11 protein-coding genes and 3 tRNA genes are annotated in these 13,049 nt (G+C 72.2%); 5 read left to right on the forward strand and 9 right to left on the reverse strand.

All coding sequences use genetic code 11. The annotated features are described in order from the left end of the window. Positions 1 to 10 precede the first annotated feature (10 nt). The 5 genes from ACWERV_RS07150 to purS form a co-directional block, all read right to left on the reverse strand. Positions 11 to 448, reverse strand: coding sequence for a GNAT family N-acetyltransferase (locus ACWERV_RS07150; RefSeq protein WP_452929828.1), 438 nt, complete (start codon positions 446 to 448; stop codon positions 11 to 13). Between the two features lie 53 nt (positions 449 to 501). Next, on the reverse strand, positions 502 to 1,170 hold the full coding sequence (locus tag ACWERV_RS07155; protein ID WP_452929831.1) for a Uma2 family endonuclease: 669 nt from the start codon (positions 1,168 to 1,170) through the stop codon (positions 502 to 504). Positions 1,171 to 1,500: 330 nt separating this feature from the next. After that, on the reverse strand, positions 1,501 to 3,759 hold the full coding sequence (gene purL, locus ACWERV_RS07160; RefSeq protein WP_452929834.1) for a phosphoribosylformylglycinamidine synthase subunit PurL: 2,259 nt from the start codon (positions 3,757 to 3,759) through the stop codon (positions 1,501 to 1,503). Next, positions 3,756 to 4,460, reverse strand: coding sequence for a phosphoribosylformylglycinamidine synthase subunit PurQ (gene purQ / locus ACWERV_RS07165; RefSeq protein WP_452929837.1), 705 nt, complete (start codon positions 4,458 to 4,460; stop codon positions 3,756 to 3,758). The genes purL and purQ overlap by 4 nt, the downstream gene beginning before the upstream one ends. Then, complete coding sequence (gene purS / locus ACWERV_RS07170) at positions 4,457 to 4,702, reverse strand: phosphoribosylformylglycinamidine synthase subunit PurS (RefSeq protein ID WP_031516589.1); 246 nt, start codon at positions 4,700 to 4,702, stop codon at positions 4,457 to 4,459. Before purS ends, purQ begins: the two co-directional genes overlap by 4 nt. 424 nt (positions 4,703 to 5,126) lie before the next feature. Here purS and ACWERV_RS07175 point away from each other — a divergent pair, with 424 nt between their 5' ends. From ACWERV_RS07175 to ACWERV_RS07190, 4 genes are all read left to right on the forward strand, one after another. Next, positions 5,127 to 5,444, forward strand: a complete 318-nt coding sequence (locus tag ACWERV_RS07175) for a histone-like nucleoid-structuring protein Lsr2 (protein ID WP_398175876.1) — start codon at positions 5,127 to 5,129, stop codon at positions 5,442 to 5,444. Between the two features lie 141 nt (positions 5,445 to 5,585). Further along, positions 5,586 to 5,657 (forward strand) — tRNA-Gly (locus tag ACWERV_RS07180). An 83-nt stretch (positions 5,658 to 5,740) separates the two neighbouring features. Continuing rightward, positions 5,741 to 5,816 (forward strand) — tRNA-Gly (locus ACWERV_RS07185). Positions 5,817 to 5,970: 154 nt separating this feature from the next. Then, positions 5,971 to 6,046, forward strand: a tRNA-Gly gene (locus tag ACWERV_RS07190). Positions 6,047 to 6,103: 57 nt separating this feature from the next. On the opposite strand, the gene ACWERV_RS07195 is transcribed toward ACWERV_RS07190, so the two are convergent. From ACWERV_RS07195 to ACWERV_RS07205, 3 genes are all read right to left on the reverse strand, one after another. Beyond that, positions 6,104 to 7,015: a phosphoribosylaminoimidazolesuccinocarboxamide synthase gene (locus ACWERV_RS07195; RefSeq protein WP_398175874.1), complete on the reverse strand. Its 912-nt coding sequence runs from the start codon at positions 7,013 to 7,015 to the stop codon at positions 6,104 to 6,106. An 85-nt stretch (positions 7,016 to 7,100) separates the two neighbouring features. After that, on the reverse strand, positions 7,101 to 8,600 hold the full coding sequence (locus ACWERV_RS07200; RefSeq protein ID WP_398175872.1) for a N,N-dimethylformamidase beta subunit family domain-containing protein: 1,500 nt from the start codon (positions 8,598 to 8,600) through the stop codon (positions 7,101 to 7,103). A 240-nt stretch (positions 8,601 to 8,840) separates the two neighbouring features. Then, entirely contained in the window at positions 8,841 to 10,376 is a 1,536-nt protein-coding gene (locus tag ACWERV_RS07205) for an MDR family MFS transporter (RefSeq protein ID WP_452929841.1), read from the reverse strand. A gap of 148 nt (positions 10,377 to 10,524) precedes the next feature. Here ACWERV_RS07205 and ACWERV_RS07210 point away from each other — a divergent pair, with 148 nt between their 5' ends. After that, positions 10,525 to 11,142: a TetR/AcrR family transcriptional regulator gene (locus tag ACWERV_RS07210; RefSeq protein WP_452929844.1), complete on the forward strand. Its 618-nt coding sequence runs from the start codon at positions 10,525 to 10,527 to the stop codon at positions 11,140 to 11,142. On the opposite strand, the gene ACWERV_RS07215 is transcribed toward ACWERV_RS07210, so the two are convergent. After that, positions 11,135 to 12,766 carry a hypothetical protein gene (locus ACWERV_RS07215; protein ID WP_452930030.1) on the reverse strand — a complete coding sequence of 544 codons (1,632 nt, stop codon included), beginning with the start codon at positions 12,764 to 12,766 and terminating at the stop codon, positions 11,135 to 11,137. The genes ACWERV_RS07210 and ACWERV_RS07215 overlap by 8 nt on opposite strands. Positions 12,767 to 13,049 lie beyond the last annotated feature (283 nt).

A 13,049-nucleotide genomic window follows, 5' to 3' on the forward strand; every position in this document is an offset into this window, starting at 1 on the left:
CGGCGGGCCGCTACATCTGGAGGCCCAGCACCATCCACTGCTCCGGGTTCTCGATCGGCGTGAAGCCGACCTGCGCGTAGACGCCCTGCGCGTCCGCCGTGGCCAGCAGGATGCGGCGCAGGCCGTGCGGGGCGAGGTGGTCGCGGATCGCGGCGACCAGGGCGGTGCCGAGGCCCTTGCCGCGGGCGGCGGGGTCCACGTAGACGTCGCAGAGCCACGCGAAGGTGACCATGTCCGTGATGACCCGCGCGTACGCGCACTGCTCGCCGGACGCGCTGTCGTACACCCCGAAGTTCAACGACCCCGCGATGGCCGCGTCCTGCTTCTCGCGGGCCCGCCCGCGCGCCCAGTACGCGTCCTGCGACAGCCACGCGTGCACCCGCGCGACATCGATCCGCGCGGGGTCGGCGGATATCTCGTACCCGCCCGGAAGCTCACCTTTTCCCATCCCCGCACCCAACCAGCCCGCCCCACCCCCGGGCGAGCGGTTTTCGCGGAGAACTAGGCGCTCGCCGCGCCGGGCGTGTCCGCCTCTTCCTCGTCGATGACCACACCGGAGCCGTAGGGAAGCAGCACCTTCGTATCGAGCTTCCACGGGCCGACCGCGACGGTGTCCCCGAAGACGAACGGGGTGCGCTGCGGATAGCCGGGCAGGGAGTGGACGATGCCCGTGCCGTCCCGAGGATCGACGAGCACATAGTGCGGGATTCCCATGGCGGCGTAGTCGGCGACCTTGTCGCGGTAGTCGTTCAGCGGGTTCGAGCGCGAGACGATCTCGACGACCAGCATCACCTCGCGGGGGTGCAGAGCCGATCCCGTTTCCTCAAGGGCCACTTCGGGGAAGACCATGATGTCCGGGCAGCGGAGCCTCCCGAGTCCGGCCTCCTCGAGGTGGGCGCCCGCGTGGGCGACGAAGCCGGGGTGCGTCCTGGCAACCTGCGCGTCCAGCTGGCGGCGGAGCCGTAGGACAGCGAGTTCGTGCCGCCTGACCGGCGCCATCATGACGATGACGTGGCCGTCCGCGATCTCCACCTTCCCCACCTGGGGAAGCTCGGCCAGATCCTCGGCCACTCGGCGGAGGGCGGCGTACGTCTCAGGCTCCATGTCGTCCACGTTATCCGGCAGGCGTCCGGGAAGCCCGTAACCCGTGGTGACAGCTTGTTCACTCATGAGCCGCATCCTTCAGGGCCCAGCATGAATGAATATGCCAGAAGCATATTCATTCACTCATACGAGTGAGCACCCCTCCATCCCCGGTGGTCGGACCCGCAACTCCGTTCACCGCACCCCTCATTCACGGCCGCGCTGGTCACGACGGCGGGCTGCGGGGACGGGGGCGGGGAGGTCATGCCCGCCGCCGGCACCCCCGAGGTCCCGGCGAAGCTCGTCACCGCGCAGGCCACCAAGCTCGCGAAGGCCGAAGGCGCCGCCTGAGGCGCGCAGCACGGCGGCGCGCCCCCCGTCGTGGGGGGCGCGCCGTCGGGCGGTGCGAAGGGGCGGTCAGGCCAGCAGGGACGGGATCGTGGCCTCGTAGCCGGTCCGCAGTTCGGTGAGGGGGATCGTGAACTCGCCCTGCACCTCGACCGCGTCGCCGTCGACGACACCGACGCGTGCCACGGGCAGACCGCGGGCCGCGCACATGTCGGTGAAGCGCAGTTCCTCCGAGCGGGGGACGGCGACGATCGCGCGGCCCGCGGATTCGGAGAACAGGAAGGTGAAGGCGTCCAGGCCGTCGGGGACGACGAGGCGGGCGCCGTGGCCGCCGCGCAGGCAGGACTCGGTGACGGCCTGGACCAGGCCGCCGTCCGACAGGTCGTGGGCGGCGTCGATCATGCCGTCCCGCGAGCCGGAGACGAGGATCTCGGCGAGCAGCTTCTCCCGCTCCAGGTCCACCACGGGCGGCAGCCCGCCGAGGTGGTCGTGGACGACCTGCGACCAGGCCGAACCGCCGAACTCGGGGCGGGTGTCGCCGAGCAGCAGCAGGAGCTGGCCCTGCTCCGCGAACGCCATGGGCGTGCGGCGCGTGACGTCGTCGATGACGCCGAGCACGGCGACGACGGGCGTCGGGTGGATCGCCGCGTCCCCGGTCTGGTTGTAGAGGGAGACGTTGCCGCCGGTCACCGGGGTGCCGAGCGCCAGGCAGCCGTCCGCGAGACCGCGGGTGGCCTCGGCGAACTGCCACATGACCGCGGGGTCCTCGGGCGAGCCGAAGTTGAGGCAGTCGGAGACGGCGAGCGGCTTCGCGCCGGTCGCGGCGACGTTGCGGTACGCCTCCGCGAGCGCGAGCTGCGCGCCCGCGTACGGGTCGAGCTTCGCGAAGCGGCCGTTGCCGTCCGTGGCGAGGGCGACGCCGAGGTTGGTGTCGGGGTCGATGCGGACGACGCCGGAGTCCTCCGGCTGCGCCAGCACCGTGTTGCCCTGCACGAAGCGGTCGTACTGGTCGGTGACCCACGCCTTGGACGCCTGGTTGGGCGAGGAGACGACCCGCAGCACCTGCGCGCGCAGCTCGTCGCCGTTCGCCGGGCGCGCCAGCGTGTCGGCGGTGTCGGCCTGGAGCGCGTCCTGCCAGTCGGGGCGGGCGTACGGGCGGTGGTACGTGGGGCCCTCGTGCGCGACCGACCGCGGCGGGACGTCCACGATCTGCTCGCCGTGCCAGAAGATCTCCAGCCGCGAGCCCTCCGTCACCTCACCGATGACGGTGGCGATGACGTCCCACTTCTCGCAGATCTCCAGGAAGCGCCCGACCTTGTCCGGCTCGACGATCGCGCACATGCGCTCCTGCGACTCGCTCATGAGGATCTCCTCCGGCGAGAGCGTCGCGTCGCGCAGCGGCACGGTGTCCAGCTCGACGCGCATACCGCCGGAACCGGCCGAGGCCAGCTCGGAGGTCGCGCAGGACAGGCCCGCGCCGCCGAGGTCCTGGATGCCCGCGACCAGCTTCTCCGCGAACAGCTCCAGGGTGCACTCGATGAGCAGCTTCTCCTGGAAGGGGTCGCCGACCTGGACGGCGGGGCGCCGGGACGGGCCGGTGGAGTCGAAGGTCTCGCTGGCCAGCACGGACACGCCGCCGATGCCGTCGCCGCCGGTCCTGGCGCCGTACAGGATGACCTTGTTGCCGGCGCCGGACGCCTTGGCGAGGTGGATGTCCTCGTGCTTCATGACGCCCACGCACAGCGCGTTGACCAGCGGGTTGCCCTGGTAGCAGGGGTCGAAGACGACCTCGCCGCCGATGTTGGGCAGGCCCAGGCAGTTGCCGTAGCCGCCGACGCCCGCGACGACGCCCGGGAGCACGCGCTTGGTGTCGGGGTGGTCGGCGGCGCCGAACCGCAGCGGGTCCATGACGGCGACCGGCCGCGCGCCCATCGCGAGGATGTCGCGGACGATGCCGCCCACGCCGGTGGCCGCGCCCTGGTAGGGCTCGATGTACGACGGGTGGTTGTGCGACTCGATCTTGAACGTCACGGCGTAGCCCTGCCCGACGTCCACCACACCGGCGTTCTCACCGATGCCGACGAGCAGCGCGTCCGTCTGCGGGGCCTTCTCGCCGAACTGCTTCAGATGCACCTTGCTCGACTTGTACGAGCAGTGCTCGGACCACATGACCGAGTACATGGCCAGTTCGGCGCCGGTCGGGCGGCGGTCCAGGATCTCCCGGATGCGCTCGTACTCGTCCTCCTTGAGGCCGAGTTCCTTCCAGGGCTGCGCCGCGTCCGGCGTCTCGGCCGCGTGCTGGACGGTGTCGAGGTTCTTGACGCTCATGCGCTGACCAACTTCTTGATGACCGAGGTGAAGAACGCCAGACCGTCGGTGCGCCCGGTGCCGATGAGCGGTTCGACGGCGTGCTCGGGGTGCGGCATGAGGCCGACGACGTTCCCGGCGGCGTTGCTGATGCCGGCGATGTCGCGCAGCGAGCCGTTCGGATTGCCGTATCCCTCAGCGGCTTCGCCACGGGCGAGGTAGCGGAAGACCACCCGGCCCTCGGCCTCCAGCTCGTCGAGGGTGCGCTCGTCGGCGGTGTAGCGGCCGTCGATGTTCTTGAGCGGGATCGAGATCTCCTCGCCGGCGGCGTAGTCGGCCGTCCAGGCGGTCGCGGAGGTCTCGACGCGCAGCTTCTGGTCGCGGCACACGAAGTGCAGCCCGGTGTTGCGCAGCATCGCGCCCGGCAGCAGGTGGGCCTCGCACAGCACCTGGAAACCGTTGCAGATGCCCAGCACCGGCATTCCCGCGTGCGCTTGTTCGATAACGGTCGCCATCACCGGCGAGAAGCGGGAGATCGCCCCGGCCCGCAGATAGTCGCCGTACGAGAAGCCGCCCGGCAGAACGACCGCGTCGACCTGCTTGACATCCTTGTCGCGGTGCCACAGCGGTACGGCTTCGGCGCCCGCGAGGGTGACCGCGCGCTGGGTGTCGCGGTCGTCGAGCGTGCCGGGGAATGTGACGACGCCAATGCGGGCAGTCACGACTCGACCTTTACGTCGAAGTCCTCGATCACGGTGTTGGCGAGAAAGGTTTCCGCCATCTCCCGAATGCGGGCGAGCGCGGCGTCGTCGACCGGGCCCTCCACCTCGAGTTCAAAGCGCTTTCCCTGGCGGACGTCGGAGATCCCGGCGAAGCCCAGCCTGGGCAGCGCGCGCTGCACAGCCTGGCCCTGCGGGTCGAGGATCTCCGGCTTGAGCATGACGTCGACTACGACGCGTGCCACTGGCACTCCCGGTGGTGTGGTACGTGAGGTGTCCCCCAGCGTACCCGGTGAGAAATTCTACGCGAGTAGATATGAGAGTCCGGACTCCGCCGCCTTCGGATGAGCCGCTGATCATGCATCACGTTTATGTATCGGCTGCCGAAATGCCTGGGGAAACGCGGCGGAAAATCATAGGGTCCCCGATGACGAACAGGCTTGGGATGACACAGGGCCGGGAATTATCAGTAACATCTGCCGTCCCAGCACCGCACATTCTGTGACACCGCACAGCACCGCCCTGAATGCACATTTGTCGACACCCTGCGCGTCGGTGTGCCCGCACCGGCAGGGCCGGTCGGCGGCCCGCCGCCGGGCGGACCGCCCAAGGCCCCAGCGGCGCGGCCTCGTTGCCGTACGCCGACGACGCACGAAAGGACCGATTCCTATGGCGCAACGCGTACTGGTCACCCTCGCCGACGATCTCGACGGAGGCGAGGCCGCGGAAACGATCGCATTCGGCGTCGACGGGCAGTGGTACGAGATCGACCTTTCGGCGGCGAACGCCGACAAACTGCGCAGCGACCTCGCCCCCTACGTGGAGGCCGGCCGCCGCCGTACGCTCTCCGGCCGCGCCTACAAGCGCACGCCGATCGCGCCCACCCCGGCCACCGTCCGGGCCTGGGCGCAGTCGAACGGTTTCGAGGTGCCGGCGCGCGGGCGCATCCCGAAGAAGGTCTACGAGGCCTTCAGCAAGGCGGGCTGAGGGCCCACCGGGCAGGCGGAGCCCGGTCTGCGGCAACGACGCGGCCGGGCAACGCTGATTGGACATCCACCCCCACCCTTCCGCTAGTGTGGGGATCACGCCGAGGGCGGGGGCCGAAAAGCCCAGGTCAGCGGACATCATGCGGGTGTAGCTCAGTAGCAGAGCGCCCCCCTTCCAGGGGGGAGGGGCAGTGTGCAATTCCTGTCGCCCGCTCGGATCGCCTCCCCGAGGCGTCCTGGTCACCGGCCTCCCGGCCGGAGCGACCGGGCCATCGGGTAGAGTGTTCTGCACGACCTGCGGACGTGGCTCAGTTGGTAGAGCATCACCTTGCCAAGGTGAGGGTCGCGAGTTCGAATCTCGTCGTCCGCTCCAGTCAGGCGAAGGCCCCGGTCATCACGACCGGGGCCTTCGGCGCACCCGGGGCCCGTCGCCCGGGGTCCGGCGTCCGTCGCCCGGCGTCCCGCGCCGCGGCCGGAAAGGCGTTTCCGGTCCGCTGAGCCGATCGGGTAGAGTAACGGCACCACCTGCGGACGTGGCTCAGTTGGTAGAGCATCACCTTGCCAAGGTGAGGGTCGCGAGTTCGAATCTCGTCGTCCGCTCCAGTGAAGCGAAGGCCCCGGTCGTCACGACCGGGGCCTTTCGCACGCCGTGGCGCGGGGTCACGTCCAGGGGGTCCCGGTGAGCCACTCGTAGGCCTCGATGTAACGGGCCCGGGACTGCTCGACGATCTCGGCCGGCAGCTGCGGGGGCGGGGTGTGGCCGGTGCGGTCCCAGCCGGACGCGGGCGAGGTCAGCCAGTCGCGGATGAACTGCTTGTCGAAGGACGGCTGCGCGTGGCCCGGCTCCCACTGGTCGGCCGGCCAGTAGCGGGAGGAGTCCGGGGTCAGCACCTCGTCGCCGATGACCAGGTCGTGCGGGTCCGCGCCCGGCACGTAGCCGAACTCGAACTTCGTGTCGGCCAGGATCAGCCCGCGCTCCCTGGCGATGTCGCGCGCACGGCCGTAGACGGCGAGGGTGGTCTGCCGCAGCCGGGCCGCCGTCTCCGCGCCGACCTGACGGGCGACCTCCTCGTACGACACGTTCTCGTCGTGCTCGCCGACCGCGGCCTTCGTCGCGGGGGTGAAGATCGGCGCGGGCAGCTCCGAACCGTCCACCAGGCCCTCGGGCAGGGCCAGTCCGCACACCGTGCGGTGCTCGGCGTACTCCAGCAGGCCCGAGCCTGTCAGATACCCGCGGGCCACCGCCTCGACCGGCACCATGTCCAGCGCGCGGCACACCATCGTGCGCCCCTCCCACTCCGCGGGCGCGCCCGCGGGCAGGTCGGTGGACAGGACATGGTTGGGCACCAGGTCCGCGAGCTGCTCGAACCACCACAGGGACAGCTGGGTCAGCACCCGCCCCTTGTCCGGGATGTCGGTGGGCAGCACCCAGTCGTAGGCCGAGATACGGTCGCTGGCGACCATCACCAGATTCCCGTCGGCGTCCCGGTACAGCTCACGCACCTTGCCGGTGTGCAGATGGACCAGTCCGGGTACCTGCGCGGGCTCCGGCTTGTCGACGAATCCGGGCATGGGTCGTCCTCCCCAAATAGGTGGTTCAGCCCCCGATTCTCGCGTACAGGAGGGGATGCGGCGCGCGGGGGCTCACCGCCCGGGGTCAGTCCCGTTTGCAGATACGGTCCAGCAGATTGGCCGTCGCCCGCTGGACCCGCGCGTCCACGTGCCCCGGCCGGTCCAGCGCCGGCGACCACGCGAAGGTGCCCGACGCGAAGACGTACGCCCCGCTCGGCGCCCGGTACAGCGACGTCTCCTGGTGCCGCCGCCGCCCGTCCGCCGCCTCGTACGGGGAGTGCGCGAGCAGGATGCGCTCGGTCGACTCCGGCAGCGGGACCCGCGGGAAGTAGCGGTCCGCCTCACCCGCCACCAGGTCCTCGATCTCGTCGCCCTCCCCCGCGCCCGTCGCCTCCCACAGCCAGTGCGAGGCGTTCCGCACCACCAGCGGCGACGGCTGCGGCACCCGGCCCGCGTACTGCACGCCCATCACCAGCTGCTCCGGCTCCCCCAGCTCCCGCCACAGGCTCACCTTGCCGCCGCGCCCCTCCCCGCGGTGCTTGCGGCAGCTCAGCAGCCGGTCCGGCTCCCCCGACGCCGACGCGGACAGCTCCACCTGCCAGTACATGGTGTTCGCCGACAGGAAGACCAGCGAGGTGCCCAGGTCCCGGGCCCGCTCCACCGCCCGCCGCATCGGCGCCGACCAGTACTCGTCGTGCCCGGGGAAGACCAGCCCCCGGTAGAGCGCCGGATCCACCCGCCCCGCGTGCAGGTCGCGGGCGTCCGCGTACGCCAGGTCGTAGCCGTGCCGCTCCGCGAACCGCACGAAGTCGTAGGCGTGCCCGATGTGCAGCGGCAGGCCCGCGCCCGCGTACGGGCGGTCGAACGACACCGTCCCGGCCGCGTCCGCCTCGCCCAGCAGCCGGCCCTCGCCGTCCCACGCGTGATACAGGCTCGCGCCCGTCCGGCCGTCCTCCGGATACAGGTTGTACGCCTGCCACGTCACGTCCGGGAGCAGCAGCAGCAGATCCGCGGAGGCCGCGGGATCGCGCACCGTGAACGGCACATGGCTGCGGTAGCCGTCGGCCGTCGTCAGCACCGCGACATACGCGCCCGTCCGCCAGTTCGGCGGCACCTGGAGCCGCCACGACTGCCACCAGTGGTGGCACGACACCGTACGGCCCGCCGCGAGCGGCGCCGGCTGCACGATCCCCGACAACCGCGGGCTCGCGCTCACCAGCGCCGCGCCGTCACCGCCGTAGTGCCCGATCCGGTACACGTCCACGGTGAACTCCTGCGGCGGATCCACCGTGATCCGGAAGTCGAGCGCACCGCCCGGCGCGACACCCCCCGCCGACGCGAACCCCTTGATCTGCCGCCGTACGTCGTCCGCCATCCGCGGCCCCGGCAGATGCGGCCGCCTCGGCGCCTCACCGCTGCTCGCGGCGAGATCGACGTACCACGGCACGGCCGGCTCGCCGCCCTCCTCGCGGTCCGCGTACTCCGACTCCCCGCGCAGCCACGGCAACGGCCCCTGCCCGAACGGGTCCGACACCCCGTGCGCCAGCGCCCCGGACTCCCACCGTCTGATCCGATCCGCCCCCACAGCCCAGCCTCCGTCCCCGCCGGTCGCCCTCTCCTCCTCCGCCGGACGCCCCGTCCCTCGCGTACTCCCCGCGGTCCCCGTCCCGGGCGGAGACCGGGGCAATGGTGCGGTGTGCTCTGACCAGCACATCACAGGATGCGGTGTTGTGGTTACGTTTCGTGCTGAATTTCGCCCTGGGGGGTGGGCTTTCCGCTGCGCCGGGCGGGCGGGTGCGCTCCGGGGCGCGGGGTGCGGCGGGGGTCAACCGGCCGTGACGGCCGGGGTCTTGCCCTGGTCGGCGGCGGGCCGCGGACCGGCCTTCTTCAGCGGGACCTCGACGACGAGGAGGGCCGCGACGAAAGCGAGCGCGCACAGGATCGCGGCGGTCGCGAAGATGTGGCCGGTGCCGGTGGTGACCGCGTCCAGGTAGGCGTCGTGCGCTCCGGCCGGCAGGTGCCGCAGGGCGGCGGGGTCGGCCCCGGCACCCGCGGGCACCGCGGGCCGGACGGCGCGGGTGAACAGCGAGCCGAAGACGGCGACACCGAGGGATCCGCCGAGCGTGCGGAAGAGGTTGACCGAACTCATGGCGGCGCCCATGTCGCGCAGCGGCACGCTGTTCTGCGCGATGGTGCCCGCCATCTGCAGGGTGAAGCCGAGGCCGATCCCGACGAGGACCATGTAGGCGCAGGTCAGCCACGAGGACGTACCGGTGTCCATGGTGGCCAGCAGCCCCAGGCCCGCGGTGAGGAACACGGCCCCGAGGACGGGGAAGACCTTGTACCTGCCGGTCGCGGACATGATCTTGCCCGCGACGGTGGAGACGATCACCACGGGGATCATCATGGGCAGCATCAGCAGCCCGGAGTCGGTGGCGGACGCGCCCTGCACGGTCTGCTGGAACAGCGGCAGGTACAGGCCCGCACCGAACATGACGACACCGGCGACGAGGATCATCACCATCGCCAGCGGGTAGTTGCGGTGGTTGGTGAACACGCTCAGCGGCAGCAGCGGCTCACCGGCCCGCTTCTCCACGGCGACGAACGCGACGAGTCCGAGCACGGCGGCCACACCGAGGCCGACGACCTGCCAGGACCCCCACGCGTAGGTCGTGCCCGCCCAGGTGGCGGCCAGCACGATCGCGGTGATGGCACCGGTCAGCAGGGCGATGCCCGCCCAGTCCATCCGCGCCTCGATGCGCCGGGCGGGAACGTGCAGGGTCCGCCACAGCCATCCCAGGGCCACCAGGCCGAGCGGCAGGTTGAGGTAGAAGGCCCAGCGCCAGTCGAAGTGGCCGGTGACGAAGCCGCCGAGCAGCGGGCCGCCGACCGTGCCGATCGCCATGACGGAGGCGGTCATGCCCTGGTACCTGCCGCGCTCGCGCGGCGGCACGAGGGCGCCGATCAGCGCGAAGGCGCCCGCGCCGATGCCCCCGGCGCCGATGCCCTGCACGACCCGGAAGGCGATCAGCTCGGTCATGGATCCGGCCGCGCCGCACAGCGCCGATCCGACGACGAACACGGCGATGGACGCCAGGTACAGGGGCTTGCGCCCGAACAGGTCACCGAGCTTGCCCCAGATCGGGGTGGTGACGGCGGTGACGAGCGTGTAGCCGGTGACGACCCAGGAGATGTGCTCCAGGCCGCCCAGATCGCCGACGATCGTCGGCATCGCGGTGCTGACGACCATGTTGTCGAGCATCGAGAGCAACATCGCGAGCATGACGCCGAGCAGTACCCAGCGCACGTTCCTCGGCACGGTGCCGGGCTGCGCGGGGGCGGGGGACGCGGTCGCGGACATGGCGGATCACCCCTTTCGGGGGTCGGGATTCGGGAGGTGGGGGCGGTCGGGCGGTGCCTCGACCCGCCTCACCAGAAAAGCACACCGACACAACAAGTGCAACTGTTGCACTTTTGCAGTCGGGCAACCGAACGGTATGATCGACCCCATGAGCAGCCCCGAGACCGGCACAGCGACGACGCCCCCGGGCCGCCGCGAGCGCAAGAAGGCCGCCACCCGCCAGGCCATCGCGGACGCGGCACTGCGCCTGTTCCTGGAGCGCGGCTACGACGACGTGGGTATCCGCGAGATCGCGGACGCCGCCGACGTGTCCACCACCACGCTGTTCAAGCACTTCCCGGTCAAGGAAGCCCTGGTCTTCGACGAGGACGAGGAGCAGGAGGCCCGCCTGCTCGCCGCCGTACGCGACCGCCCCGCCGGACAGTCGGTCCCCGCGGCCCTGTGCGAGCACGCGCTGCACTACCGCATGGCGGCAGCCGGCAGCGACGCCCGCTTCACCGCCTTCTTCGACCTGGTCGACAACACCCCGGCCCTGCGCGACTACGTCCAGGCCATGTGGCTGCGCCACACGGCGGCCCTGGCCGCGGCTGTCGCCGAGGACTGCGGCCTGCCCGCGGACGATCCCGCCTGCACCGCGCTGGCCCACTTCGCCCTGGAGGCCCCGCGCGCCGCCCGCGGCCACGACGACCCGCGCGCGGCCGTCGTCCGCGCCTTCGACCTGCTCGAACGCGGCTGGCTCGGCGTCGGCGGACGAGAGCCTAGGTGAGGCGGAGGGATTCCTCCGGGCGGACGCCGAGCGCGGAGAGCCAGGCCCGAAGGGGGGCGGCGTCGCCGTTCTCGACGAGGCGGAGGACGGGCCATCCGAGGTCGCCGCGACGGGCACCGTCGACCACCAGGGCCGGGCCGTCGAGCCAGTCGAGCCCCGCACCCGCACCCGCCGTGTCCACCGCGGCACAGCACACGATCGCCGTGACATGCTCGGTCAGCAGCTCGCGCCCCGTCCGCGGCGGCAGCAGCTCGTACACGGGCGTGTCCCCGGACGCCGGGACGGACCCCGCCGTCTCGTCCGCGGCGACGAGTGCCCCGATGCGCGCGGCCAGCTCCTCGCTGCCCCCGGCGGCGAGCCGGTCGATGACGCGGGCCAGCGTCGCGCTGCCGGGCTCGGAGTCAAGCAGCACCCCGCGGCCGCGGGCCGAGGGCCCGTACTCGGAGGCGGCGCCCGCCGGGGCCGTCCGCCGCCCCGGCCGCACCTCGTCCAGCACGCGTATCAGCCGCGCGGCCTCCATGCGCCAGATGCGGTCGACGACCTCGTCGGGATAGCGGGCCCAGCTCACCGGCGCCCAGTCGGGCCCGGCACACCGGGCGCCGCCGTGGAAGAGCCGGGCCGCGAGCAGCGACACCGCCTCGTCCACCACACCGGGCTCCTCCAGCAGATCGCACGCGGGCCGCTCGCCGAGCCTGCTCTCGAAACCGTCGGCCAGCCGGTCCCGGCGGGACAGCTCGGTGAGGGCGGCGACCACCCCGGCGTCCAGCCGGGAGGGCCAGCGGCCCATCCGCCACGCGGGCAGCGCGACCCGGGTCAGCAACCGGTCCCAGCCCGCGTACGCGAGCCCGACCTGCTCCTGCGCGACGATCCGCAGCCCGTAGTCCACCGCCTGCGCCCGCTCGGACGCCCCCGCGGCCACCCCGCGCTCCATCTCCGCGACATGCGCACGGCACCCGCGCAGCAGCAGCAGCGCCGACCAGCCCAGCACCCCGTACGCGGGCCGCAGCAGCACCGACCGCTCGCGCCGGCCCTGCCCGGCGACCGCCACGGCGGCGTCCAGCCCGCGGACGAAGCGGCGGGCGGCGAATATCTCCGGATCGGCCGCCGCACCCGTACCCGCGACCACCGGCGCGAGCAGCGCGCGCAACTCCGCGACCCGCATCCACCACAAGAACGGCGAACCGATCACCAGCACAGGAGCGGGCCGCCGCTCCACCGCGCCCGAAACCGGCCTGCGATCCTCCAGCCAGCTGTCGCAGTCCGGCGTCAGCTCTATGCCCGACGGGGCCGGCACCTGAAGCGTCTCCGCCAGGTCGGCGACCATCCGGTGCAGGTCAGGGGCGGCGGTCTCCGACACGGGCACCGCCGGGCTCACCGCGGGCCGGGCCCGCACGATCACCGCGGCCACAGCCGCGGACACCGCCAGCACGACGAGCGCCACGCCCGTCACGCCCCAGCGGACCCCCTCCCACCCGGCACCGGAAAGACGGCCGGTCGCGGCGGCGGCGTGCAGCAGCACGGCGGCGGCCGCGGGCAGCAGGGCCGCGGTGAGCGCGGCGCCGCGCACCCGCAGGACCGCGAGGGCGCGGGCCCGCGCGAATGCCTCGCCTGCTTCTCCGGCCATCGGGCGGCTCACCCCCTGCGCGTCGGCGACCGCCCCGGTGACGGCCTCCCCCCACTGTCGCACCGCCCACCGACATCGCAATGGCCGTACGGCTGTTTGCCGCAATGTCCTGCGGTGCGCCTCCGGCACCCTAGTTCGCCCCTCCCGAGCGGGTCAGCCATACGGCCGACCCATCACTCCTTGGAGTGGCTTCCCCCGGGCTGCCCCACCGCCTGGGGCGCCCTGGGGATACGTCGGCGGCTTTCCCGCCACGGTGGTACCCGCGCCTGACGGCGCGGGGTGT

The organism is Streptomyces sp. NPDC004031, assembly GCF_053604375.1.

Bases quoted from the DNA above. Each gene is read 5' to 3' on its own strand.
- purL (WP_452929834.1), bottom strand. From the start codon at position 3,759: ATGAGCGTCAAGAACCTCGACACCGTCCAGCACGCGGCCGAGACGCCG.
- ACWERV_RS07195 (WP_398175874.1), bottom strand. From the start codon at position 7,015: ATGCCCGGATTCGTCGACAAGCCGGAGCCCGCGCAGGTACCCGGACTG.
- ACWERV_RS07175 (WP_398175876.1), top strand. From the start codon at position 5,127: ATGGCGCAACGCGTACTGGTCACCCTCGCCGACGATCTCGACGGAGGC.
- ACWERV_RS07155 (WP_452929831.1), bottom strand. From the start codon at position 1,170: ATGAGTGAACAAGCTGTCACCACGGGTTACGGGCTTCCCGGACGCCTG.
- ACWERV_RS07150 (WP_452929828.1), bottom strand. From the start codon at position 448: ATGGGAAAAGGTGAGCTTCCGGGCGGGTACGAGATATCCGCCGACCCC.
- ACWERV_RS07205 (WP_452929841.1), bottom strand. From the start codon at position 10,376: ATGTCCGCGACCGCGTCCCCCGCCCCCGCGCAGCCCGGCACCGTGCCG.
- ACWERV_RS07210 (WP_452929844.1), top strand. From the start codon at position 10,525: ATGAGCAGCCCCGAGACCGGCACAGCGACGACGCCCCCGGGCCGCCGC.
- ACWERV_RS07215 (WP_452930030.1), bottom strand. From the start codon at position 12,766: ATGGCCGGAGAAGCAGGCGAGGCATTCGCGCGGGCCCGCGCCCTCGCG.